Below are 24,401 nucleotides of genomic sequence, written 5' to 3'. Positions count from 1 at the left end.
TGCCTCCTCACCGAGCACCCGCTCAGAGAGAGGGCACTGTATGAGTCGAAGTCGATGGCGGTATTTCGGAAGCATCCTGGTTGGAGCCCTGGCATTGCCAGTCGTGGGGTGCGCGGGCGAGGAGCCCAGCCAGGCGGCGCTCCAGAGCAGCCCGGGTGAGGACCTCCACACAGCGGAGCTGAGCATGGCGTCCCTCCAAGAGGGCTTCCAGGACGCCTCCTGCGGGTACGTTCCGTGCCCTGTCTTCGTGAACGGAAACGTCCTGACGCTGGCAGGCACCTGCGCCACCTCCTCCACCCTGCTCATACCGGATGGGTACGTCCTGGATGGAGCAGGGAACTTCATCATCGCGGTGGACCCGCCAGGGGGCCACTTCACCGGTCCCATCGCGCGCAACTGCGGCGGCAGCGCGTTCTACGTCAACCTCGGGCTCATGGCGATGGGCCTTGCAGACGTCTGCGACGCGGGCGAGGACGCACTCGCCGGGATCCGGTTCGACAATGCGACCGGCTTCGTCGTCAGCAGCCAGTTCTTCAACATCCGGCAGGGAGACGGCACCAGCGGCTGTCAGGAGGGCGTTGGCATCTTGATTGACAACCAGGACGCCCTGGGCCCGATTCAGTTCGTCGGCGTGCAGAACAATCTCATGATGGGCTACCAGAAGGCCGGCGTCGCGGCGACTGGCAATGTCTCGGTGAACATCACCGCGAACCGGTTCGTGGGCGATGGGCCCGTTGACTATCTCGCCCAGATTGGGGTCCAGGTCGGGTTTGGCGCCACCGGCCAGATCGTCAACAATCAAATCACCGGGCACTCCTACACCGGCAACGGCGTGGCGAACGGCATCCTCATCTACGGGGGGGCGCTGTACGGAGGCCCGTTGTCCTTCGACGTCCTCATCGAAGGCAACCAACTGTTCAACAATGACATCGGCGTCTACCTGTCCCAGGGAGATGCGAATGGAGACCCGCCGGAGGTACAGACGGACATCCAGGTCGTGGACAACCTGCTCCACTTCGACGGCGTGACGAATGGCTTCGTCTACCAGGCCGGTATCTCGGACCTGGGCACGGGCAATGTCATTCACTCCAACATCATCACCGGCTCGGGATATGACCCGGCCACCCTCCCCGGCTCCACCTTCGCCGTGGATGTGCTCGCGGGTCCCACCGCGGGCCTTGCCTTCCTCACGCCGCCGCGGCAGGTCCCCGTGGGGCAATGCTCCGGCCCCCTCATCGTCCAGACGCAGGATGCGAACGGAAACCTGGTCGTCGCCCCCACGACGAGCTTCGACATCATCTCAGCGGGCCCTGCCTCCTCCGGCGTCCAGTTCTACGCGGACTCCGATTGCGCGGGCCCCACGGTGACGACGCTCGACCTGGACAACCCCCAGGCCCAGGGCCGCTTCTACTTCCGGGCCACCACGCCGGGCAGCCTCTTCGTCCTCGTCTTCAATGAGAACTGGGCACAAGTCCAGACGCAGCAGGTCTTCAATCCCATGAACTTGAGGCAGGCTCCAGAGCCACCGCTCGCCAGCGCCCCACGGCTGGAGCCGCAACGCTGACATGATGCCCGGGTGGCCAGACGGCGCTCCCACGAGCTGGCCACCCGCCGCAATGGACATACAAACTCACCATCAAGAGAGCCCGGAACGAGGAGACCGCGCCCGGCCCTGCTCGGATGCAGAGACCACGCCAGGCTGACTGAGGGAATGTCACCGCCTCCCTGGTCCCGGGAGGCGCTCCCTGGGCGCTCGGATGCGAAATCCAAGACATCTCCCAGGCCAATGCGTTTCGACTGTCGCATTGAAAGTGACCGAGGCGACCTTGGGGAGGGCTTTGCCATGAAGGGCTCCTCCCCCAGGTTGCCCGAGGCCCGTCAATCTCATTCAAGCAAAGAGACCGTGTCGCACGGCTCACCGCGCGTGAGTGAGGACGCTCGACGGGCCTCGACAGGAGAATCGAATGCACCGGTTGGTCGTATGGTGGGTTTCATGGATGGCCATGGTCCTGGCTTCTGGCGGCAGCGCGGCTTGGGCCGCTCAGGCGGAAGCAAAGCCTCCCGCGGCAGTGGTTGACAGGGACGAAGGCGTTCCGCCTGAGTGGGTCCCCGTCACGACGAGTTGGATCTACCGCGACGCCATGGAAGCACCGTGGCAGGACTACTCCTGGGCCCCTCACTCGCTCACCAACACTTCCCCCGTCGCGGCGGGGCGCTACTCCATCTCCGTGACGATGCGCGCCTGGGAAGCGCTGTATTTCAATACCTCGTCGCTCACCTCAAACGCGGGGATGACGCTCACCCTGCGCGTGCATGGCGGAACGTCCGGCAACGACGTGGTGGTGCTGGCCCGGGCCGTGGTGAACGGCGTCTTAACGCCCGGCACCGAGCTGGGGCCGTACTGCACCGGCGGCCGCATCCGCGCCAACGCGTGGGTGACATGCACCGTGCCCATCTCCGTCCTGGCGCCGCAGGGGGCACGACTGACGGGCCTGGTGCTCCAGGAAGGCCGGGGAGTAAGCCTGCCCACGCTCTACTTCGACGAGTTGGGCGTGCGGGGCATGGCCGCGCCGCCTCCGCCGGTGGAAGTAGCCATCACCCCCACCTCCGCCATGGTTCCGGCGGGGGGGACGCAGGAGTTCACTGCGACGGTGACGGGCAGCACCAACACGGCGGTGACGTGGTCCGTGCAGGAGGGCTCGGCGGGAGGCACCATCACCCAGGCGGGCCTGTACACTGCCCCGTCCACCGCGGGTACCTACCACGTGGTGGCGACGAGCCAGTCCGCCCCCACGAAGTCGGCGGTGGCCACCGTCACCGTCCAGGACACGCCGCCGCCGAGCGGCAAGTGGGTGTCGGGCTACTACACCGGCTGGAACTCGGACCTGTACCCGCCGGAGAAGGTGGACTTCTCCGCGCTCACGCACATCCTCGTGGGCCGCGTCACCCCCAATCCGGATGGGACGGTGAACACCCAGTTCGACAACTCGAATGGCCCGGCCATCGCGCGGACGCTGTCCACGCGGGCGCACGCGGCCGGACGCAAGGCCATCATCATGGTGGGCGGCGCGGGTGAGCACAACGGATGGGTGGGCGCGGCGTCCGACGCGAACCGCGCCCGGTTCGTCCAGAGCCTGCTCAACGCGGTGGATACCTTTGGCTATGACGGCCTGGATATCGACTGGGAGCCGGTGGAACAGGCGGACAAGCCGGCGTTGCTCGCGCTGATACAGGCGCTGCGCGCGGCCCGGCCGCAGATGCTGCTCACCATGCCCATTGGCTGGGTCAACACCAACTTCCCCGAGGATGCGGACCCGTGGTACGTCAACCTGGTCCCCTACCTGGACCAGATGAACGTGATGACCTACGAGATGACGGGGCCCTGGTTCGGCTGGCTGTCCTGGTACACCTCCGCGCTGACGGGAGCGTCGGGCTACCACCCCACGTCCGTGGCCTCCAGCCTCAGCGCCTGGAACAACGCCGGCATCCCCAAGAGCAAGCTGGGCATGGGCATCCCGTTCTATGGCATGGCGTGGCGGAACATCACAGGCCCGTATCAGCCATACACGGACTGGTCCGACTACGTGGGCAGCGACAACTCCTTCACCTACAGCAAGATTCTCCAGCTGTCGGCGACGGGCGTCTATCACTGGGACGAGGCGGCGCAGGCCAGCTACGTCACCTTCGAGGTCCCCGTGGAGGACGGCACGGTGCGGTGGATTTCGTATGACTCACCGCAAGCCATTGCCGCCAAGGGCGCCTTCGCCCATGACAACGGCTACGGAGGCACCATCATCTGGACCATCAACCAGGGATGCATCGATCCGCAGACTGGCGCCAACCCGCTGCTCGACGCGGTGAAGGCTGCCTTCCTGCCATGAGCCGGTGAAGGAAGGGACCGCGCTGTGCACGCAGCGCGGTCCTCCCCCGGTCGAGGGCCAGGCCCACGAGCTCTGGGCTTCGACCGGGATGCCAGGAATGGAGAATTCCTATCGGAGTGTAGTCAAAACTCCGTGTCAGCCCATGGAGGTGGGTTCGCAAACGTGGAGGAGGGGCTAAACAGGACGCATGACCCTCTCCTCCCCGTTTTCCATTGCCGCCCTGAGTCTGTCTTTCCTCGCGCCGCTGTCCGCCCTGGCGTCCGGGAACACGGTCGCCAACGCGTATGTGGACGTCTCCGCCTACCTGACGTCGGAGGAGGACATCGAGGCGTGGTACCAGCTCAGCTCCTCCCTCAAGCAGAACTTCGATGACATCTGTGGCGACACGTTCTGTGAGGGCGAGTACAGCAACATCGAGTCGCTGCGCTTCCGCTGCTCCGTGAATGCCCTGACGGGCCGGATGGGCCAGTGCGTCTGGGTCTTCGCCGCCAGCAACGAGGAGGTCGACCCTGCGACGGGCGCGGTGACGGTGGATGCACAGACGTGGGCCTGTCAGGTGCCGCTCGCGCCGCGCACCACGATGCAGCAGCTCCTGACGGCGCTCGCGGGCACGTCTCCGCTCTACGCCACGCTGCCGCGCACCCAGACCACCATCTATGAGGGGCTGGGCAACTGCCTCTAAAGCGGGCCGCTCGGCGGTTCGACGCAGCCCGTGCCGAAACACGGGCTTTCCGCCATGCCTTAGGCTTCCGCGAAATTCTCGATGAGCTCGTCGATGACCCTGACGATGTGCGCCGAGAAGTCCGTGAAGTGCCTGGCGTGCTTCGTCCCCAGGAGCTTGGGAAGCGCGAAGCGCTCGTCGTGGTAGTAGCCCACGACGCCCTCTATCCAGACGGCGTCACGACCCGTCCGGAGTAGCGGCGCCGGAGGAGGAAGGCGGAGGCCCAGGATGGCCTCCGCCCTCCCGGTGACTCACTTCAGCGCGGGGGACACGACCTTCAACTGCGGCGCCACCACCTTCTGGTCGCCCACGACGATGAAGGTCATCGCCTCACGCTTGAGCAGCTTCGCGGCCAGTTGCTGCACCTGCTCCGGCGTGACGGCCATCACCGACTGCACGTAGTTCTGCAGGTACGTGTCCGGAAGGCCGTGCAGGTCCACGAAGCGGAGCTGGTTGATGATGCCGCCGCGCGACGAGTTCTGGAGCAGGAAGGAGCCCGCCAGGTAGCTCTGGACGGCGCTCAGCTCCTCGGCGGGCGGCGGCGTCTTGCGCAGGGTGGCCACCTCCTTGAGGACTTCCTTCAGCGACTCGCCGGTGACGGCCGTCGTCACGTCCGCGTTCTGCACCCAGTAGGCGTCCTCCAGGTGCGTGGAGACGACGCTGTTGGGCGAATACGTGTAGCCCTTCGCCTCGCGGATGTTCGCGGTGATGCGCGAGCTGAAGTAGCCACCGAGCAGCGTGTTCAGCACCGTCTGCTTGACGTAGTCCGGGCTGGAGGCCGGCAGCGCCTTCACCGCCACGCGCACCGTGGACTGCACCGAGCCGGGGCGGTCGATGAACTGCACCGCCTTCGCCACCTGCTGCGTGGGCACGTTCTGGAGCCGCGCCGGGCCGGCCTTCCAGCCGGTGAACGCGGCCCGGATGGCCTTCTCCACCGGCGCCGGCTCGAACCGGCCGACGACGTAGAGCCGCGCCCGGGCCGCGCCGATGTTGGCGTCGTAGTGCGCGCGGACGGCCTCCCGCGTGTAGCCCTTGAGCTGCGCCTCCGGCGGGAAGTAGCGGCCATACGGGTGGTCACCGTAGAGCGACTGGAGCAGCCGCTCGTCGGCGAGCGTGCCCGGCCGGCTCTTGTAGATGGCCATCTCCCGCGCGAGGTCGCCCTTGACGCGCTCCACCTCCGCCTGCGGGAAGGCCGGGTTCTGGATGACGTCCGCGATGAGCGCCACGGCGTCTGGCGCCGACTCGGAGAGGACCTCCAGGCCGACGAAGGTCTGGTCCATCGTCGTGCCGATGTTGAGCGCTCCCCCCAGCTGCGCGGCCGACTGGGCCAGCTGCTCCGCCGAGCGGGTGGTGGTGCCCTCCGACAGCAGCCTGCCCATCAGATCCGCCAGCCACGTCTCCGTGGCCTTCTCATGGATGTTGCCGGTGTCGATGGCCAGCTGGATGGCGACCTTCGGCATGTCGCCGTAGGGCAGCAGGGAGACCTCCAGCCCGTTGTCGAGCTTGAACTCCGTGCGGACGGGGACCTTGAAGGGCTTGGGCGGCGCGGCGGCGGGAGGCGCTTCCTTGGTGGGTGCCGAGGCGGGAGCGGCCGCGAAGGCCGGCGCGGACAGCATCCCGAGCACCATCAGCGCGGGCGCGACAAGGCGGGTGCGAATTGAGTGCGAAGTCATGGGGCGTGTCCTCAGGGGGCCTTCGTCTGGGCAGCGGTGGCCGCGGCGGGCGTCACCGTCAGCACGGTGCGGTTCTCACGGCGCAGATACTCCTTCGCCGTCTTCTGGATGAGCTCCGGCGTCACCTTCATCAGCTCCGACTCCAGCCGGTTGATGCGCGCCGGGTCGTCGAAGAAGAGCGCGAAGGACGCCAGCAGGTCCGCGCGGCCGAAGCCGAGGAAGCCCTCCAACTGTCCGTACAGCCGCGAGCGCGCCTTCACCCGCGCCCGCTCCAGCGTCGCCGCGTCGATGGGCTGTTCCTGGAGCCGCGCCACCACGCCGTCGAACTCCGCGAGGAGGGTCTCCGTCGTCGTGTCCGCGTCATGGAACAGGTACGCGGTCCACTGCATGGGGCCGTTGTAGTTCCAATGGTTGCCCAGTTGGTTCACCCCGCCGGAGACCTCGCCCGTCAGGCCCTTCTTCTGCACGAGCTGCTGGTAGAGCGCGCTGTCGTTGCCGCGCAGGAGGACCTCGTCCACCAGCGCCATGGCGTAGTACTCAGGGGTGCCCACGTCGGGCATGTGGTAGCCCACCGCGAGCGCCGGACGCTGGGCCAGCTTGTCCTGCTTGTCGTGGCGCTTCTCCTTCGTCTGGCGGGGCTCGGAGATGTCCGGCTTGGACGGCTGCGCCACGGTGGGCAGCGGCCCGAAGTACTTCTGAATCCAGCCCTTCACCTGCTCCGGCTCGAAGTCACCGACGATGACGAGCGCGGCGTTGCTGGGGGCGTAGTACGTTTTGAAGAAGGCGCGCACGTCCTCCAGCGAGGCGGCCTCCAGGTCCTTCAAGTCGCCGTAGAAGTTGTGGGCGTTATACCAGTTGCTGTTCGCCACCTGCGGCATGTCCAGCCACGGGAAGCCGCCATAGGGCTGGTTGAGGACGTTGACCTTCACCTCGTTCATCACCACGCCCTGCTGGTTCTTCAGGTTCTCCTCCGTCACGTCGAGCCCGCGCATGCGGTCGGCCTCGGCCCAGAGGATGGGCTCCAGCGTGTTGGAGGGGATGACCTCGAAGTAGTTGGTGAAGTCGAAGCGCGTGGAGCCGTTGAGCACGCCGCCGTTCTTCTGGATGAGGCGGATGAACTCCATCTTCCCGAGGTTCGTCGAGCCCTGGAACATCATGTGCTCGAACAGGTGCGCGAACCCGGTGCGGTCCTTCGGCTCGATGCGGAAGCCGATGTTGTAATAGACGGCGACGACGGCCTTGGGCGCCGAGCTGTCTCGCGAGAGGACCACCTTCAAGCCGTTGTCGAGCTTGTAGTAGTCCACGGGGACCTGGAGCTTCGGCTGCTCGGCGGGGGCCTCCACCTTCGCCGTCTCCGCGGCGGGCGGCGGCTCCGGCTTCTGCGTTTCCTGCGTGGTCGCGCAGCCGGTGAACGCGGCCAGTGCTACCGCTCCGAATACCTTCCTCATCGGACCTCCCCTGAATGACCTGGCATCCCGTCGAATGACGGAGCCCCTACGGCGCTGTGCGTCCCCCGATTGCCAAAGATTCCGGGCCCCGGCAACCCGGACGCACCCGGTTCAATTCCATGCTCTCAATGAAAAACCCGCATAACGAGAGGGTTTCCACATGGCCAGACAGGGTGTGCCCCTCGTGTGCGGGCTGGAATCTGCCTACGCTTCAAGTCTCCACCAGGAGGTGGCGCGATTCTCCCTTCTTCCTCCCAGACCTCCCCCGCCGGCTGGCACGACACGCTCGTGCGACACCTGGAACCGCTCCTCGGCGGGTTCACCGCGAAGATGGCCATCCAGACCGCCGCCCTGCGGACCCTCAAGCGGCCCCCCGAGCAGCTCAAGCGAGAGGACCTTCCGCAGCTGCTCGAAGGCCTCAAGCCCATGCTGAACACCTTCATTGGCGCCCTGCACGCGAAGGTCATCCTGGCGGAGATTTCCGCCTCCTTGGAGAAGCTGTGATGAGCGCTCATTCGACGGGCCGCGCGGCCGGGAGCATCGTGCCCTGGTTCGGCGCGGTGCTCGTGCTCCAGTTGGCGCACGCCTTCGCGGCGGCCTCCACGCTGGACGCGCCGCGCGCGCTCCCGCTGGTGCATGACGTCGCCGGCTGGGGCAGCGGCGTGCTGGCGGTGTTCGGGACCCTGGCGGCGGCCCGCTCGTTCGCCCAGGGCGACTACCTGCGCAAGGTGTGGGGCGGCCTGGCCGCGGGCGCCCTCCTGTCGCTGGTCAGCACCGCGCTGCGCAGCTACTGGCTCCACGCGGTGCCGGACGTGCCCTTCACGCAGTCACCGCTGCTGCCCGTGCGCATGCTCGTCGTCGTGCTGGCGAACGTCAGCACGACGTACGCGCTCATCCTGCTGGCGATGACGTACCGGCAGTCCGGACTCCAGCCACCGTCCAGCTTCCGCTCCAACGCGCTGTGGGTGGGGACGGCCGTGGCCGCGCTGGCCGTGGGCGTGCCCGTGCTGGCCACCGAGGTCCGCCACCTGGGCACGGACGCCATCAGCACCATGTCCGCCGTCATCAGCCTGGCGTCCACGCTGGCCGACATGACGACCATCCTGCTGGTGGCCCCCATCCTGAGTGTGGCGTACATGCTGCGCGGCGGACGGTTGGCCTGGGTGTGGTGGGCCATGGGCATCTCCGGCGCCATGTGGCTCTTCTACGACGCCCGCGGGTGGCTGGCGCCCCTGCTGCCCGGAGACGCGGCGCAGAACGCGGAGCTCCTCCGCACGCTGCGCACGTCGGGCCTGGTGCTCCTGGGGCTCGCGGGCTGGCTGCAGCGCTCCGCCCTGGCGCCGCAGCAGCTCCCCGCGGCCGAGCCCTCGGCGCAGTCGCACGCCGGCATGTCCTGAGCGCCGTCCCGCGCGCGGCTAACCCTCCTCCAGCGCGTCCGCCGGCGCCTTCAGCACCGTGAGGATGGGCTTCGCGTCCTCGAGCGAGGGCGCGAAGAGCGAGGGCTGGCCGGGGTCGTCGAACACCGTCCGGAAGTCCTCCGGCGTCAGCGCGCGCACCAGCCGCGCGGCGAACGTCTCCCGCAGCAGGCGCACGTAGTACTCCACGTCGTAGTCGCGCGGGTCCTCCTCGCGCGACAGGGGCCGCGTGCCCGGGTCCTCCGCCTCCGGAATGGGGAGCAGGCCCGCCCGGCCTCCCACGGCGCGGTAGACGCGGACCTGCTCACCCAGGGGCCATTCCTTTCGGCCGCTGGCCAGCATGGCCTCGTAGGGGAGCTCGCGCCGGCGGGCCCGGATGGCGAGGTACTGGGCGCCCGACTTCGTCAGGCGGACGTGCGCGCAGACCTCCGGCGTGGGCAGCTCCCGGCGGCGCAGGGCCATCACCGTCCCGACAAACACCTCCCGCACGCCCGGGATGTCTTGCGCCAGGAGACAGCGCAGCGCGCGGCGAAGGAAGGCCTCTCCGAAGGGCTCCGCGCGGCTGGAGCGGAAGGCCACGCCGCGGAGCACCAGCGGACCGTCATACGGCTGGAGCGCGTAGTTCTTCGGTTCGTGCGACAGCATGGCGGCATAGCGCCCGTCGAACTCCAGTTGCACGCGGGGCGGCAGCAGCGCGGCGACCTCCGAGACGACCCGGCGCTCGTCGGCCTCCCGCCAGTCCTCCGGGACGGCGAAGTACACGCCGTCCGTGTCCGCCTCCAGCAGCGTGACGCCCCGGCGCGCCAGCTCCCGGCAGAGCAGCCCCAGCACCTCGCGGCCCTGGCGCGTCACCTCGTTGGCCGCGTGCACGTCCGAGAAGCGCGTGAGTCCCACCGCGCCCAGGTATCCGTAGGCGGAGTTGACGACGATTTTCATCGCCGCCGACAGCGCCTCGTTGGTGAAGCGCTCCTGCGAGCCGGGCGGCGCCGCGCGCGCCCTGCCCTTCGCGCCCAGCCGCTGGTCCACCAGCCGGTCCACCAGCGCCAGCAGCACGCCCAGCCTGTCCCGCCGGGGGCCAATCCGGTACTGGCGCATCAGGGAGGGATACAGGCTGGCGACGTCCGCCTTCACGATGCGCCGGGCCACGCCCGAGGCGAACAGGTGGAGCGCCGCGCCGCTGTGCGACGTGCCATCCCCTTCTTCGTGCGCGGGCAGCGCCGCGCCCTCCCGGAGATAGGCCCGGACGAGCAGCGGATCCAACACGCCGGTGGCCGGCCCCGCGTCCGCCAGCCGCTCGTAGCGACGGGGCGCCATGCGCGCGAGCGCGAAGGCCGCGCCCCCGAGCAGCCTCGCGAGGCCGCCCGCCTCCGTCACGTCATCACGCGCATAGCGCCGCACGCGCTCCGGGTCCGTGCGGAAGACGTCATACACGCGGGCACCGGGGATGTGCTCGCGCTCGGGCCCCGCCAGGCCCAGGTGCTTCGCGACGGCCTTGAGGCCATGGCCCGGCAAGTCCCTCGTGGAGAAGTCATGCCGCAGCACCGCGTCCAGCGTGTCGATGAGCTCACGGCCGGGCACGGTGTAGCGCGCGCGGCGCATCGCATCCGGAGGCGCGCCGGGCACGGGCCGTCCCAACGCGGCGCCCCTGGCGGACGGACGGTGCCGCAGGCCCGGTGCCCCCGCGCGGCCCAGCGCCAGGGACACCCCCAGGTGCCGGGCGCGCCGCGCGAGGAACGGCAGGTCGAAGCCGTGCAGGTTGTGGTTTTCGATGACGTCGGGGTCCCAGGCGCGCACGCGCTCCGCCAGGTGGTAGAGCAGGTCCGCCTCCGCCGAGTCGTCATCCCCCTGGGCCTCCAGCGTCTGTGTCGCCCCATCCGGGCCTCGCAGCGCCACCAGGAAGACGCGGTGGTGCGCCGGGTCCAACCCGGTGGTCTCCAGGTCGAACTGCATGCGGCGCAGCTCATCGAAGGCGAGGTCGCGGAAGTACGTGCGGCCCGACATCGTGAGGTACTGCTCCTCCGGCGGCAGCGCGAGCACCGTGTTCGCGCCCAGCTCCTTCAAGTGACTCACCGGCTTGCCCAGCCGGCGTGACGCGCCTTCCAGCACCGCGCTGGTGAGCGCGCGGCTGTCATCACCGCGGACCAGGTAGCGCAGCGCCCCGGGCCCTTCGAGCTCCTGCCACGTCACCCGGTAGCGCGCGGGGCCGTCCGACTCCGGGCGCAGCCGAGGCCCCAGGTGCGCCAGGTCCTCCAGGGACGCGAGCAGCAGCCACGGGCGGAAGCGCACGTCCTCGCGAACGAGCGCCCCCGTCTTCGGGATGCGGCGCCAGACGAAGGCGCGGCCGTCAGGCTCCGCCCACACGGAGACGATGCCCGGCGTGGCGTCCCACCCCCAGAGCCACTCGTCCTCCATGGAGTCCCTCCGGGCGGATGTGCCGCGAACGCGCGCGATGCAAGCCGCTCGCGGCGTGGGATGCAAGGCACGTTGCTCCAGGGACATCCCCTCATCTTGAGGGAGGGGGGTGACAGTGGTATGTCAGGTTTCCTCCCCATGCAGCGCACCGAGCGTCTCTTCGCCCTCGCCGAATACCTCCGGGGCCGCCGTACCGGTGTCACCGCGGAGGTCCTCGCCGAGCGGTTCGGCGTCACGGTGCGAACCATCTACCGGGACCTGGACTCGCTGCGCGCCTCGTCGATGCCGGTGTCCGCCGAGCGCGGCCGTGGCGGTGGCTACGCGTTGGATCGCAGCTACAGCCTGCCGCCGGTGAACTTCACCGCGCGCGAGGCGGCGCTCATCGTCGCGCTGGGGCGCTTCGCCATCGACATGCGGCTGATGCCCTTCGCGGGCACGCTGGAGTCGGCGCTGGACAAGGTGCGCGCGGCGCTCTCCACCTCCGCGCAGCGCGAGTTGCTCACCCGGCTGCGGGAGCTGGCGTTCATCGGCGTGCCGTCACTGCCCAGCAAGAAGCCTGTCCGTGAAGCACTGGAGCGAGCGTGGTTCGAGCAGCAGCCGTTGCGCATCACCTATGTCGACAGCAACTTCCTGGAGACGGTCCGCGACGTGCGGGTGATGTCCGTCATCATGAACCGGCACGAGACGCGCATCGACGGGGAGGACCTCACCACGAAAGAGCGCCGACACTTCCGACTGGACCACATCACCCGCGCCGAGGTGCTGCGCGCCGCCGGACCGTGAAGTCCGCTCAGGGGCGCTGGCTGCGTTGACGCGGGGGAGGTGGATACTGCGTCCTCCCGGGGGCTGGGCGCCGTCCCGGAAGGTTGGCCTGGGCACCACTGACCGCGTGGCGAGCCCAGGCGGCACGAAACTGGGTTCAAATCTCCAGCGGCGGCTGGGGACCGGGGACGATGTCCGCGATATCGGGGTCGACCTCACCCGGCTGGCGCGGCCCGCGCTCGGTCTTCTCCTTCTTGCGCTCCTCGCGCTTCGCGTTCTTCTCCTGCTGGTGCTGCTTGCGCGCCTGCTCTTTCTGGCGCTTCGTGGATCTTCCTTGCATTGAGCCTCCCTCGCTGAAAACAAAAGCCCGGCCTCGCAGTGAGGAGACCGGGCTGATGGTGCTGAGCCTGAGCTCTCAGCCAACTACGCGGACGTTCTCGGCCTGGAGGCCCTTGGGGCCCTTCCGGGCTTCGAACTCCACCTTCTGGCCTTCGGCCAGGGTACGGAAGCCATCCGTCTGGATAGCGGTGTGGTGGCAGAACACGTCGGCCCCACCGTCGTCCTGGGCGATAAAGCCAAAGCCCTTCGCGTCGTTGAACCATTTCACGGTGCCAGTTGCCATGTTTCTTCTTCTTTCTGTTTCTGCGTGCGGCGCGAGACCGCAGCCAGTCCCATAGAGCGGGACAGGCTGCCTCTAGCCTGTCGAGGGGCCAATGTCGATTGTGGAAGGCCCCGAATCTCCACCGGCTGTTCGCCGCGTGAAGGAAACGTGGCGTAGAACCGAAGAATTCCAGCCCCTTGACTCGTGGTACAACGCCCCGAAAATCGTCTGGCGCCCCTTCATCGCCGGACGTTCCTTCAATGTGGGGGCGCCCGCGGCCCCTGGGGAGCGCCCTGGAGGGCACGTTCCTGGACGCCACTGGCCCCCCACCCTCCCGGAACGAGGAGCAGCCGGGGGCCGACTTCCTGGCCTGGCCCGCTAGGCGCCGGGGGGCGTGCGCGGAAGTTCCGTGCCAAACACCCCCTGGAGCAGGTCCATGAGCCCGGGCCAGGCCTCGGCGGCCAGCCAGAGGCCCTCGCGTTCATGCTCGGCGGTCATGGCCAGGGAGGCGGAGTCAAACAGCCGAGCGGGCAGCACGCCCTCTTCAGGCAACGGCCCTTCCACTTGTAACACCTGACCGTCCCAGCGAATGCCGGGCGGCAGCAGGCGCTCCGCCAACACCCGCATCGCGGCCCGGCCCGCCCCCGCGCGAAGCACGCCCATCATCAGCGACGAAGCCGTGCGGGACTCCTCCAGTTCCACCACGCCCGGCGTCTTCAACCACAGCCGGTAGCGCCCGGAGGCCAGCTCCACGCGCTCCAGCGCCGTCTCCACGCGCAGCTTCCAGCCGTGCACGGAGAAGCGGACGTCATAGACGTCCTCCCGCGCGGACCACTCCCGCAGCTCGAAGTTCTTCAGCCGGGCCAGCAGTTGGCGCACCACGGTCTCCACGCGCGCATGCGACAGCCGCACCCGCCTGCGGCTCACGTCCACCGCCATGTCGTTGGAGAGCGCGTTCGGCAGTCGCTTCGCCCACTCCCGCGCCCCTTCCAGCATCTTCGCCGCCAGCGACTGACCCGACATCCGCGTCCTCCCGTGACGCCGCCTCCTTGGGCCCCGGGGCCTCGTACCGGCGGCCCGGCGTCGTGCGCGCAGCATGCACTGGATTGGGGGCCAGCGGGCGGCCTGGCGTCTTTTGACGGGCCCCGCGCCGCCCCAGGGACGTGGGCCTCAGCTGGCCGCCTGCCCTCCCCGGGCACCCGACAGCAGGGGCGGGAAGACGAGCGTCGGCGTGCCACAGCCCTCAGCGGTGGGGAAGAAGGTCAGGTCCGTCCCCACGCCGCGCAGCGCGCGGAACGTCTCCAGCACGGGCAGCTCCAGCTCCACCGGAGCAACGCGGCGCACACGGCGGCCGTCGCGGACCTCCCAGCCGCCCGCCACCAGCGTGACGGTGCCGGGACGAGGCATGGTGGTGAAGGTCTCCACGCGCGCGACGAGCTCCGTGTAGTGCGCGGGGAGCACGGCGGTCACACCGGGCACGAGGAAGGGATTCACGGCCTCGGGCGAGGGAGGCGACAGTGCGATGCGGAAGCCGCGCCCATTGGGCGGCGCGCCGAGCCGCGATGCGGTGTCCGCGGCGTGAAGGAATCCCCGCAGCACGCCCGCTTCGACCAGGGAGAGCGAGTCCGTGGAGAGCCCTTCGTCATCCATGGAGACGCGCCGCGTGGCCGTGGGGTGGTGCGAGTCATCCACCACGCTCAGGACCGAGGGGAACACCTTGCGCCCCACGGCCCGGGCCAGCGCGGGCGTGGCGGCGGCCACGTCTCCCCGTAGCAGCCAGGTGAGCCCCGCCGCGAGCGGCGCGGCCACCGCCGGCCGCAGCACCAGGGGGAGCTCACGGTCCAGCGGTTCCGCGGGGCCCGTGAGGGCTTCAACCGCCTCCGCGAGCCTGTGGCGCAGTGGCGCGATGACGGCGTCCTCCTCCGCTGTTTCAGGGAACGCCACCGCGTCCACCACGGCGCCTCGCGGCGTCTCACACCGCACGAACAGCTCCTCGCGCCACTCCGTGCGAGCACGCCGCTCGCCGCTTGCGCGCACCAGGGCGCGCCACGTGGACACCTGGGTGAGCAGCGCGGCCTGCACCACGCTGCCCTGGGGCACGGCGGTGTCGATGAAGTGCTTCATCCGGCGCGCGGCGCGCTCCGGCTGAAGCGTGGGAGGACCCGAGACACCCTGAGGTTCGGACTGGACCGGCAGCTCCGGCAGAGGACTCGCGCGTCCTGGAGTGGCTTGCCGTGCGGTGCGCTCCAGGAGCAGCGACAGCGCGCCCGCGTCCCCTACCGGCGCGGTCAGCAGGCCCTGTCGCGCGTCCCAGCTCACGCGCGCCATGGCATCCAGGGTCTCCCCCTGGTTGATGATGGAGCGCCCCGTCCCCGCGTCGTATTCGAACGACAGCCTGCGCTCCGCGGCGAGGAACAACTCGGCCTGCGAGGGGGCGTGGTGCCGCGTGAAGGTCTCCAGCGCTTCGCCAGCGGCCGTCAGCAAGTCACGGGGCTGAAGGCCCGCGCATACCGCCACCCCGCTGTCCTCCTCGGAACCGGAACCACGCTGCATCCACTGCCTCCGCCGACACTCGCTGGGACTGGTCGCGAGGATACCGGTCTGCGTCCTCGCGTGGGGCCGCTCCGCGTCGTCGCGCGGAATCCGCGCCGGTGGCGCAGCCGCCGGTCCGTGCGTGCACGGCGACACCGCGAGTATCAACCCACAATCCAGGCGCATGCATGGGTCCGCCTCCCCGTCTGGCGTATGCTCCAGGACCTGTGCCCGCCGTCTCACGGTGGGCGTCACCGAAGCCACGCCCAGCCCGCGTGGTGCCCGGCCGGAGGACACACGCTTGGATTGGTTCGTGGAGCGGCGCGAAGTCACCGAGGTCCTCCACCAGCGCTCCGGGCTCCGCGTCGTCTCCCCCGTGCTCGACCGGGGCTGGTCCAGGGGACAGGCCACCGCGGACCGCATGACCTGGCAATGGGCCCAGGTGGCTGACGCCCGCTGGAAGAGCGGCCTCATGCCGGAGGCGCTGGAGCGCCAGGCCCGCGGCATGCTGGACGCCGAGCCCCGGCTCGCGAGCGACACGGAGGCCATGTCGTCGCTCGTCCGCCAACTGGAGGCGACCGCGCGGGCCGCGGGCGCCCAGCACCTGGACGTGCTGCTGCGCGAGGTGGAGCGGCGCACGCTGTCCGTCAGCGACGCCCACCTGAGAGAAGACCGCCAGCGCCATGCCCTGCTCGAAGTGAAGGCCTTCCACGACACCGGCGCGGGCCTGGCCGAGCTGTGGCGCTGCGCCGCCTGGCCGGAAGTCACTGGAGCGCGCACCGCCCTGCCCTCGCTGGAGGCGCTCGTGGAGGGCATGGCGCGGGAGCTGCGGGACACGACGCCCATGGTGCCCTGCCCCCGCGACGTGCTGCCCATCGTCTTTCCACCGGGCGCCGCCTCCGGCTGCTTCTTCCACGAGGTGTGCGGACATCCCCTGGAGGGAGACGTCGTCGCGCGCGGCGGCTCCTATCTGGCGCGGCGGCTGGGGCAGCAGGTGGCCGGCGCGCACCTCAGCGTCTCGGACGACCCGACGGACGGCCACGGCGCGCTCGGCTTCGCCTGGGACGATGAAGGCCACGCCGCGCTCCCGGTGACGCTCATCCGCGAGGGTCGGGTGGACGCGCCCCTCTTGGACGCTCGCAGCGCCACCGCGCTGGGCCGCGCGCCCAACGGACACGGGCGGCGCGTCAGCTACCGGCACCCGCCTCTGCCACGCATGTCCCACACGCGCGTGGACGCGCACCAGGGCCACCTGGAAGCGCTGATGGCGGACGTCCCGCACGGGCTGCTGGTGCAGCACCTCACGCCCCGGCAGATGGACCTGCTGTCGGGCGACTTCAGCTTCTACATCGTGGAGGCGCGGGAGATTCGGGACGGACGGCCCGGGCGCCGCGTGGGCCCCGGCATCCTCCGGGGCAACGGGCTTACGGCCCTGGCGGCCATCGACGCGGTAGGCGCGGACACGAAGAACCTCTTCGCCACGCGCGGCTGCCGGAAGCTGGACCATGGTCCACTGCCCGTGTCCTTCGGGCAGCCCACCATTCGCTTCCGGCAGCTCTCCGTGGAGCCCTGGCGGTGAGCACCGTGGGCGCCCGGGTGCTTCACCCTTCCGGGTAGCAGAGGAAGCCGAAGTCCGGCGGCGGCGCGGGCTCCTCGTAGGGGTTCTCCTCCACGGGCGGCATGGGCGCCATGGCGAACAAGCGCGTGAAGGACACGCCCGGCGGCAGACCCGCCACGAAGAAGGGAGGAACCTCCCAGGGCCGGCCCTGCTCCTCGTCCTCCAGGGTGTCCACGAAGCTCACCGTCAGCGCGCTCGGGGCGCCCGGCTGCACCACCAGGGCGTAGTAGCCCAGGCTGCTCATGCCGCCGGGGATGGCGAAGTAGCCCATCTCCGTCTGGCCCGGGAACAATCCCGGCGGCGCCCAGTCAATGGCGTACAGCGTGCCCGCCGTCGTCTCCGCGGCGATGTCACCGCTGGGGAACAGGAACGCGTCCAGCACCGGGCTGGGCGAGTAGACCCACAGCAGCGCGACCGAGCGGCCCGATGAGGCATCCGCCAGGCTGGCCGGGGAGATGGACGTCCCCGTCTCCTCCGAAATCACCTGCGCCAGCGCGCCGAGCGCGCCCGCCTCGCCCACGATGGCCGGCGACTGGATGAGGCACTGGGTCCCGGTGGCCGCGACGGGCCGCAGGCTGGTGGTGGCGTAGTACGGCACCGCGGGGATGGGGGCGTGGCCCTCCTCCTCCGGAAACATGTCGGCGGCCCCCACCGAGAGCCCGGGCGCGGGCTCGGCGCGGATGAGGTACGGCACCGTCGGGTCGGCGGGAATGCCTTCCGTCTGGAAGTTGCCCCAGGGCGGCATCGCGGGGCCGCTGGTATCGACCACCTCTCCGGTGGGCCCCACCATGCTGACCTGCGCGCCCCACACGGACGCGCGCATCACCGTGGGCATGCCGTACAGCAGCGCCGGCAGCGGCGGCCCGGCCTCCGGGTCCTCCGGGTCGGGCGGCCACATGACGAAGGTATAGAACATCGCCTCCGGATCGAAGATGACACCGGAGACAGGCACCCGCCGGTCAGGCAGGTCGGTGTAGGGCGCCTCGGCGTCCAGTTGGGGAGGGGGCGGCGTGGTGCTATCAGCGCACGCGCTCAGCACGGCGGCGGACAGGGTCGAGGCAACGAGGGAGCGAACCTTCATGGCGTTCCTCTGAGGGCTCAGCGAGGCGGGAGGATGTGCTCGGCCGGCGGCGTGGTGACGTGGCACGATTCGGCGCAATTGCCGTAGCCGTTGGGCGTGTTCTGCATGGGCTCGAAGCGGAGGTCGAAGTACTCCGTGCCGTGCGACGCCACGTGGCAGCCATTGCAGCTCATCAGGCTGGGCCACAGCGTGCTCTCCCGCGTCAGGTGACACATGGTGCAGTCACCCTTGTTCTGGTTGTACTTGCGGGAGCTGTTGTGGATGCGGTGGATGATGTCGGGCAGGTAGCCGTAGCCCTCCTCGATGTGGCACGTCTTGCACGCCTCCACGTGGTCCACGGACATGCCGTGGTGGACGTTGGAGAGCGAGTTCACCCCGTTGTGGCACACCTGGCAGTTGCCCACGCGGCCCGGGTACGCGGTGGGCTGGGCCTGGCCCACCTGGAAGAAGAAGGGGTCCAGCCGGTTGAGGCGCTCGCCCATGAAGGTGCGGTGTCCCTTGAGGAGGATGGCGTAGGTGCCCGCCTTCGCGTCCGGCGGCAGTTGCACCGAATAGTGCGTGGGCGGCTGCGCGTCACCGCCGCCCGCGAGCAGGTTGGAGCCGGGCGGCAGGTAGAAGTGCGGCTCGCTGAACAGCGGGAAGGAGAAGTACGGCAGCGAGTAGGAGCCGCGCGCCACCTGCAGGTCCTGCAGCGGGCCCACCACCTTGAAGCCGGACTCAGAGGAGCTGGCCTCGCGGTAGGTCAGCAGCATCTCCTCGTTGAAGTACGCGAGGCCGTTGGAGGACTCGCTCATGTACTGATTGAAGCTGGGCATCCGGTTGCGCGGGTGGAGGCCGTTGCCGTCCCCGTCGCGCAGCGACACCATGAAGTCCACCGCGTCACCGGGCATGAAGTAGCTGCCGTTGGCTGGGCGGTTGACTCGCACCGCCTGCGTCAGGCCGAAGCCGCAAGGCACCTGTTCGTTGGTGGCCAGCCCGTTTTCATCCAGCCGGTAGCAGGTGGCCGGGCGCTCCGCCTCGGGGGTGAAGACGATGGGGAAGAGGAAGGGCTGGAGGGGCAGCAGGCTCCAGGTGACGCGGATGAGTCCCTCCCCGGAGAGCTGCGGCATGGTCAGCGTCTTGAAGGGGTCGGTGGCGCCGGAGAAGGACGCCTTCACGATCGTCTTGTAGGTGGGCTCGGTGCCGTCCGGCAGCAGGCTCACCTCCGGGTCGCCCGGGAAGCGAGGTCGCGCCAGGTCCGCCACCAGCCAGCTGGCGCGCGTGCGGCCCGTGGTGGAGCTTTCCCCCATGAAGTCACGGCGGCTGTACGTGGCGGAGGTGCGCACGGCGCCGTCCGCGTCGAGCACCTCGATGAGGAAGGTGTCGTCCAGCGAGCGCATCCACGCGGCGTTCTCGTAGTACGTCTCGCGCTGGAACGTGGAATCGTAGTCGTTCGTCCACTCTTCCCGGCCCACCGTCACGCCCGACCAGTCCAAATCCTTGAAGCGCGACTGCTTGCGCATCCAGAAGGACGGGGCGTGCTGGTTCTTGAAGTCGGTGTGGACGCCGGAAATGGCGTCCACCGCGGTGAACTCGCGGATGAAGTAGTTGACGCCCGGCGTCACCTCGAACCGCGCCGAGGGCGGCACCGGCTGGCCCATCAGGTTCATGGCCTCGCAGGTGGCCGGATAGTCCGGCAGGTTCAGCGAGCCGGCCGACACCGGCTCACCGGTGGGCAGGATGGCGCAGCCATTGAAGTACAGCAGTGACAGGGAAATGGCACCGGAGGCCGAGCTCGAGTACGGGTCGAACGCCCTCGCGCCACGGCCGCGGGTCCCTTCGGCGTCGCCGATGTTGAAGACATCGCAGCCGGTGAGGCACACCAGCGAGGACAGGAGCAGTCGCTTGAAAAGAGATTTCATGAGGGCACGCGTCACACGCGACCATGGGGGAAGGGCGCGTGACGATGGGCTTTCAGGGGACGCGCTGGGAGTCTACCGGACGCTCCCAGGTGGCGCCAGAATGGGTCATTTGCCAGACGCGGACGGCGCGGTGGGTGCCACGGCGGGCACCGTGCGCAGGTAACGGTAGAGGGCCTTGAGGTCCGCCTCCGCCAGTCCGGCGAAGAAGCCCCAGGGCATGGTGAGCTTGTTGACCTGGCCCGCCCGCGCGGGCGCGGGCGTCAGGTCCTTGAAGGCGGTGAAGCGGGCGACGAAGGCCGCTTCGTCCACGGCGCCCAGTCCGCGTGCATGCAGTGTGAGGTTGGACACGACCTCCGGGCCATGCGGCGTGGGCAGCGGACGTCCTCCCACGAAGGGCGTGCCCGCCTCGTCCATGCCCGCGTGGCACGCGGCGCACTGCGCCACGGTGGCCAGGTAGCGACCGCGGGAGACGTCATCCGTCGCGGGCTCCGGCACGGCCGCCTTCGTGGGCGCGGCCAGGTCCTTGTACTGCGCGTACACCTCGTCCGGGATGGCCGAACGAGGCCCCGCGCGCGGGGTGGCCGGGGCCTGACGCAGCCAGGCAATCACGGCGCGGGCATCCCCGTCCGACAGCTCGCGGTAGAGGAGGAAGGGCATGAGCGGGAAGAGCGTCTTCCCGTCGCGCCCGGTGCCATCGCGCAGCGCGCGCAGCAGCTCCTCGTCCGTCCAGCGGCCGATGCCGTGCTCGGGGTCGGAGGTGATGTTGGGCGCGCAGACGCGGCCGGGCAGCTCCCAGGCCGCGTCGTCCCAGCAGGCGCCGGAGAGCGCGGGCCCGGAGGTGGGGCCCCCATACCGAGACCAGTCGCGCGGCGTGTGGCAGGAGCCACAGGCGAGCACGTTCTCCACGAGGTACCGGCCCCGCTCCAGCTTCGCCGTGCCCGCGGTGACGGGCGGGACGACGGCGGGAGCCCGAGGCGCCGGCGTGGCCGCGGCCGGAGCCTTGGCGGGCGGCGGCGGCGATTCGTTGCGCTGACAGGCGCCCAGCGCCAGCAGCAGGAACAGGAGATGGGTGCGCATCGGGGTGTGGGTCCTCATTCCGGGGGAGGGCCGTCCACGGGCTTGCCCAGCCGCAGGGCGATGACGCCTCGGCGGTATTCGATGGGCAGGCGGTCAGCGGGCGTGTGGACCTCGCTGGCGAAGTCCAGGGGCTGGGCCCGAGGACGCACGCCCTCCAGCGTGCGCCGGTCCTGCTCCAGGATGGCCAGCTCACTCTTCACGAACATGTCCGGGAAGTGGTTGCGCAGCCGGGGATGGTACGAGGCGAAGTAGAAGCACCGCATCTTCTCCTCGGAGAGCGGAGAGGCGATGGCGTAGACGGTGTGGACGTAGAAGAGCGTGGGCTTGAAGGCCAGCTTCGCGGCGAAGGGCAGCGTCACGTCGTAGGTGAGCGTGGTGCGATCCACCCGGGGCGGCATGCCATCCGTCGCCGGAGCCAGCGCCGGATAGACGATGCGCGCGCCGACGCCGGTGGGGCGTCGCTCCACTTCATAGGGAGGCACTTCCGGCTGCTCCGGGTTGCCGAAGGTGCCTTCATGCACGAAGGACAGGTGCGCCACGTCCAGGACGACCTCGACCATCCGGCCCGCGGCGACGTCCCACTCCAGCACCGGCAGCGGCACGGTGGCCAGGGCGCCGTCCTCCAGCTCCGGCCACTCCGGCAGCGGCGCCGCAGGCTCCTGGGACAGGCAGACCCAGACGAGGCCATACCGCTCCGTGGCCTGGAAGGCGCAGACGCGTGCCCGGGCGGGGATGGGCGCGGCGGGCTGTGACGGCACCCGCACACAGCGTCCGTCCGTGCCATAGGTCCAGCCATGGAAGCCGCAGCGCAGCCCCTCCGGCGTGACGACGCCCAGGCCAAGGTCGGCGCCCCGGTGTGAACACCGCCGGTGCGTCACGGCCACGCCCGAGTCCGTCCGCCACAGCACCAGCTCCGTCTCCAACAGTTGCACAGGGAGTGGAACGGCCGTCAGCTCGTTGGAGAAGGCGACCGGGTGCCAGTACGGAGAGAAAGCGTCAACGTAGGAGCGCACGACCCTTACGCCAGCGCGAGCGGAGCAATCTTGCTCTCGATCTCCTCGAGGAGGAAGTCGATCTCCTCGATCTCATCCAGCTTCTCGGGCGCGGCGGAGACCTCGGAGGGCGCCGCCTCGGAAGTGGCGGACTCGGGATGGGCGGGCGATGCGGACAGGGTCTCTTCCGAAGCCATGAAGCCTCCTGAAGCGGGGGGTGGGGGCGTGATTGTTTCCGGCTGGCCGGGGGGCCTGTCAATCCGGAGTCCCCTTTCTTAAGAATTTTTCGACACATGTATCGCGGATTGAGACTCGTATACGCTCCAGGGAGCCCCTGTGATGACGCCCCCCTTGTCCGTTCGAGCCCTGGCCGCGGCCGTCCTGCTCTGGAGTCTTGCCGCGTCCGCCGAGCCCTGGAACGGCACGGAGCCAGGCACGACGACGCTCCAGCAGGTCCTGCTCTCCTTTGGTCCGCCCACCCGACAGGTCCATGAGGGCGGCGCGGTGGTGCTGACGTACCAGCGCAAGGCCGCGCCGGGAGGCACCCGGAGCACGCGCTTCCACTTCGACGCGCGGCAGGGTGTGCTGCGCCGCATCGAGGTGGTGCCCACCAGGCCGCCGACGCAGGCGGGGCTCGTCGCGCTGTACGGCCCCGCGTGTGGCGCCGCGCGGTCCTCGGAGGAAGGCCTGGACTGTCACGAGGAGGAAGCGGCCCCGGCGCGCCAGCGCTGGTGGCACTACCGGACGCGCGGGCTGAGCGTGCTCCTCGACAAGCAGCGGCGCGTGAAGTCGATGCGCTACACCGAGCCCCTGTCCTCGGCGAGCCCGTCACCGGCACGCGGCCCCGTGGCTTCGGCCGGGAGTGAAGGCACCACCGTGCCAGCCGCCGCGGCGTCGCTCGACGTCCCGAAGGGGGCGCCCGCCGCGGGGACGCTGCCGCCCGACACGGACTCCGACTCCGGGCTCGCCACCGCCGCCGTGGACCCGAGCGGGGCCGGTGCGCCCGACGGATTCGAGGATCTGCTGGACGCGCCCGCGCCTCGGCCGACGGGTACGGAATCGGAGGCCATCGTGGAGGGCTGGCAGGGCCCGGAAGGCGAGGCCGCGGACCCCTGGCATGAGACGGCGCAGGGGCGTCAGCAGGACGTGCTCGCGGTGGGCGGCATCTACTTCCAGCGCGCGGAGCTGACGGGGCTGCGCTCCCAGGGGAAGACGTCGTACCAGCCCCTGCTGCCAGCGCTCGCGGACATCTACCTGGACGCGACGCCGTCGAAGCACGTGCGCGGCTTCATGATGGGGCGGCTGGCGTATGACCCGCTGTCGACGGAGGCGAACGGCCCCGCCGCCGTGCTGGGCCAGATGTGGCTGAAGTTCGACGTCGCCCAGCGGCTGTTCGTCACCGCCGGGCGGCAGGAGATTCGCTGGGGCAGCTCGCAAATCTGGAACCCGACCGACTTCCTGCAGGCGCCCAACCCGGATCCGCTCAACATCTTCGACCTGCGCACGGGGGTCGACATGGTCCGCCTCACGGTGCCGTGGGAGGCCATGGCCGCCAACCTGTCGCTCCTGGGCACCGCCAACGTGGAGGACGTCAGCGCGGACCTCCGGCGGGTGCGCTATGGCGGCGGCGTGCGCGCGGAGATGGCGGTGGGCACGGGCGAAATCGCCGCGACGGCGATGTTCGACCAATCACGCCGGCCCCGGTATGGCCTGGACGCGACGATGGCGCTGGGCCTGCTGGACTTCAACGCCGAGGTGGCGTGGATGGGCGACGGCAACATGCGGCTCTGGGCCCGCGATGGCGACAGCTTCGTGGAGCGCACGCTGGAGGGGCGCAAGCTGCTGGTCAGCGCGGGCGTTTCGGCCACGTTCAACTTCGCCGAGCTCTACCGCGCCGTCATCCGGGTCGAGGGCTTTCACAACCCGCTGGGCTACGACGACCGCGCCTTCCTGCCGTGGCTGAGTTCGCAAGGTGACTTCCGGCCGCTCTTCTACGGCCGCTACTACGCCATGGGGCAGGTCAACATCGGCCGGCGCGGCATGTCCCAGCTGTCGCTCATCTTCACCACCATCGCCAACGTGCGGGATGCGTCGTACCTGTCACGGCTGGCCTTCAACTCCTCGCCCTTCGACATCCGGGACATCTTCGTCCAGACGTTCGTCGAGGTGCCCTACGGCGAACGCGGCAGCGAGTTCCGCTTCGAGAGCCTGCCCGCGGACCCCACCGCTCCCGGTTCGGGGCTGGGCGTCTTCCGCGCGGGCGTGAGCCTCTACGTTCGCATCTAGC

Annotated in this window: 21 protein-coding genes; 8 read left to right on the top strand and 13 right to left on the bottom strand. The window is 69.7% G+C overall.

The features are described from left to right. Positions 1–103: 103 nt before the first annotated feature. The 3 genes from KGD87_RS34925 to KGD87_RS34915 all read left to right on the top strand — a co-directional run bounded on the left by KGD87_RS34925 (position 104) and on the right by KGD87_RS34915 (position 4,563). A complete protein-coding gene (locus tag KGD87_RS34925; RefSeq protein ID WP_284668731.1) occupies positions 104–1,564 on the top strand; it encodes a right-handed parallel beta-helix repeat-containing protein in 1,461 nt (486 codons plus the stop codon). A 433-nt stretch (positions 1,565–1,997) separates the two neighbouring features. After that, on the top strand, positions 1,998–3,881 hold the full coding sequence (locus tag KGD87_RS34920) for a glycosyl hydrolase family 18 protein (protein WP_284665237.1): 1,884 nt from the start codon (positions 1,998–2,000) through the stop codon (positions 3,879–3,881). Positions 3,882–4,068: 187 nt separating this feature from the next. Further along, a complete protein-coding gene (locus KGD87_RS34915) occupies positions 4,069–4,563 on the top strand; it encodes a hypothetical protein (RefSeq protein ID WP_284665236.1) in 495 nt (164 codons plus the stop codon). Positions 4,564–4,622: 59 nt separating this feature from the next. Here the strand turns inward: KGD87_RS34915 and KGD87_RS34910 are convergent, their stop codons facing one another. The 3 genes from KGD87_RS34910 to KGD87_RS34900 all read right to left on the bottom strand — a co-directional run bounded on the left by KGD87_RS34910 (position 4,623) and on the right by KGD87_RS34900 (position 7,723). Further along, positions 4,623–4,757 carry a hypothetical protein gene (locus tag KGD87_RS34910; RefSeq protein ID WP_284665235.1) on the bottom strand — a complete coding sequence of 45 codons (135 nt, stop codon included), beginning with the start codon at positions 4,755–4,757 and terminating at the stop codon, positions 4,623–4,625. A 96-nt stretch (positions 4,758–4,853) separates the two neighbouring features. Continuing rightward, entirely contained in the window at positions 4,854–6,275 is a 1,422-nt protein-coding gene (locus KGD87_RS34905) for a M16 family metallopeptidase (protein WP_284665234.1), read from the bottom strand. A gap of 11 nt (positions 6,276–6,286) precedes the next feature. Then, a complete protein-coding gene (locus tag KGD87_RS34900; protein ID WP_284665233.1) occupies positions 6,287–7,723 on the bottom strand; it encodes a M16 family metallopeptidase in 1,437 nt (478 codons plus the stop codon). A gap of 288 nt (positions 7,724–8,011) precedes the next feature. Between KGD87_RS34900 and KGD87_RS34895 the strand changes: the two genes are divergently transcribed. Both KGD87_RS34895 and KGD87_RS34890 read left to right on the top strand, forming a co-directional pair. Beyond that, positions 8,012–8,227: a hypothetical protein gene (locus tag KGD87_RS34895; RefSeq protein WP_163783191.1), complete on the top strand. Its 216-nt coding sequence runs from the start codon at positions 8,012–8,014 to the stop codon at positions 8,225–8,227. Then, on the top strand, positions 8,227–9,120 hold the full coding sequence (locus tag KGD87_RS34890; RefSeq protein ID WP_284665232.1) for a hypothetical protein: 894 nt from the start codon (positions 8,227–8,229) through the stop codon (positions 9,118–9,120). The genes KGD87_RS34895 and KGD87_RS34890 overlap by 1 nt, the downstream gene beginning before the upstream one ends. An 18-nt stretch (positions 9,121–9,138) precedes the next feature. On the opposite strand, the gene KGD87_RS34885 is transcribed toward KGD87_RS34890, so the two are convergent. Continuing rightward, on the bottom strand, positions 9,139–11,550 hold the full coding sequence (locus KGD87_RS34885; RefSeq protein WP_284665231.1) for a DNA polymerase domain-containing protein: 2,412 nt from the start codon (positions 11,548–11,550) through the stop codon (positions 9,139–9,141). A gap of 138 nt (positions 11,551–11,688) precedes the next feature. Between KGD87_RS34885 and KGD87_RS34880 the strand changes: the two genes are divergently transcribed. After that, complete coding sequence (locus KGD87_RS34880) at positions 11,689–12,333, top strand: helix-turn-helix transcriptional regulator (RefSeq protein WP_176416265.1); 645 nt, start codon at positions 11,689–11,691, stop codon at positions 12,331–12,333. Positions 12,334–12,469: 136 nt separating this feature from the next. On the opposite strand, the gene KGD87_RS34875 is transcribed toward KGD87_RS34880, so the two are convergent. The 4 genes from KGD87_RS34875 to KGD87_RS34860 all read right to left on the bottom strand — a co-directional run bounded on the left by KGD87_RS34875 (position 12,470) and on the right by KGD87_RS34860 (position 15,466). Continuing rightward, a complete protein-coding gene (locus KGD87_RS34875; protein WP_284665230.1) occupies positions 12,470–12,652 on the bottom strand; it encodes a hypothetical protein in 183 nt (60 codons plus the stop codon). A 75-nt stretch (positions 12,653–12,727) separates the two neighbouring features. Then, on the bottom strand, positions 12,728–12,934 hold the full coding sequence (locus KGD87_RS34870) for a cold-shock protein (RefSeq protein ID WP_284665229.1): 207 nt from the start codon (positions 12,932–12,934) through the stop codon (positions 12,728–12,730). 357 nt (positions 12,935–13,291) lie between these two features. Further along, positions 13,292–13,936, bottom strand: coding sequence for a hypothetical protein (locus KGD87_RS34865; RefSeq protein ID WP_284665228.1), 645 nt, complete (start codon positions 13,934–13,936; stop codon positions 13,292–13,294). Positions 13,937–14,083: 147 nt separating this feature from the next. Then, complete coding sequence (locus KGD87_RS34860; RefSeq protein ID WP_284665227.1) at positions 14,084–15,466, bottom strand: metallopeptidase TldD-related protein; 1,383 nt, start codon at positions 15,464–15,466, stop codon at positions 14,084–14,086. A gap of 280 nt (positions 15,467–15,746) precedes the next feature. Between KGD87_RS34860 and KGD87_RS34855 the strand changes: the two genes are divergently transcribed. Then, a complete protein-coding gene (locus tag KGD87_RS34855) occupies positions 15,747–17,024 on the top strand; it encodes a TldD/PmbA family protein (protein WP_284665226.1) in 1,278 nt (425 codons plus the stop codon). A gap of 22 nt (positions 17,025–17,046) precedes the next feature. Here the strand turns inward: KGD87_RS34855 and KGD87_RS34850 are convergent, their stop codons facing one another. From KGD87_RS34850 to KGD87_RS34830, 5 genes are all read right to left on the bottom strand, one after another. Beyond that, positions 17,047–18,144, bottom strand: coding sequence for a hypothetical protein (locus tag KGD87_RS34850; protein ID WP_284665225.1), 1,098 nt, complete (start codon positions 18,142–18,144; stop codon positions 17,047–17,049). A gap of 17 nt (positions 18,145–18,161) precedes the next feature. Then, entirely contained in the window at positions 18,162–20,045 is a 1,884-nt protein-coding gene (locus tag KGD87_RS34845) for a hypothetical protein (RefSeq protein ID WP_284665224.1), read from the bottom strand. 105 nt (positions 20,046–20,150) lie between these two features. Continuing rightward, positions 20,151–21,122, bottom strand: coding sequence for a c-type cytochrome (locus tag KGD87_RS34840; RefSeq protein WP_284665223.1), 972 nt, complete (start codon positions 21,120–21,122; stop codon positions 20,151–20,153). A gap of 14 nt (positions 21,123–21,136) precedes the next feature. Beyond that, positions 21,137–22,135 carry a Rieske 2Fe-2S domain-containing protein gene (locus KGD87_RS34835; protein ID WP_284665222.1) on the bottom strand — a complete coding sequence of 333 codons (999 nt, stop codon included), beginning with the start codon at positions 22,133–22,135 and terminating at the stop codon, positions 21,137–21,139. 5 nt (positions 22,136–22,140) lie between these two features. Then, the gene (locus KGD87_RS34830) at positions 22,141–22,311 is read right to left on the bottom strand and encodes a Xan family putative trans-acting RiPP leader peptide (protein WP_284665221.1); all 171 of its coding nucleotides are present in this window, start codon (positions 22,309–22,311) and stop codon (positions 22,141–22,143) included. 142 nt (positions 22,312–22,453) lie between these two features. On the opposite strand from KGD87_RS34830, the gene KGD87_RS34825 reads away from it, so the two are divergent. Continuing rightward, positions 22,454–24,400 (top strand): hypothetical protein, encoded by a 1,947-nt coding sequence (locus KGD87_RS34825; protein ID WP_284665220.1) that lies wholly within the window; start codon positions 22,454–22,456, stop codon positions 24,398–24,400. The last annotated feature ends 1 nt before the right edge of the window (position 24,401 follow it).

The organism is Myxococcus sp. SDU36 (assembly GCF_030168875.1).
In the GTDB taxonomy this organism is placed as follows: domain Bacteria; phylum Myxococcota; class Myxococcia; order Myxococcales; family Myxococcaceae; genus Myxococcus; species Myxococcus vastator.
This window is presented reverse-complemented; position numbering and strand designations above follow the sequence as displayed.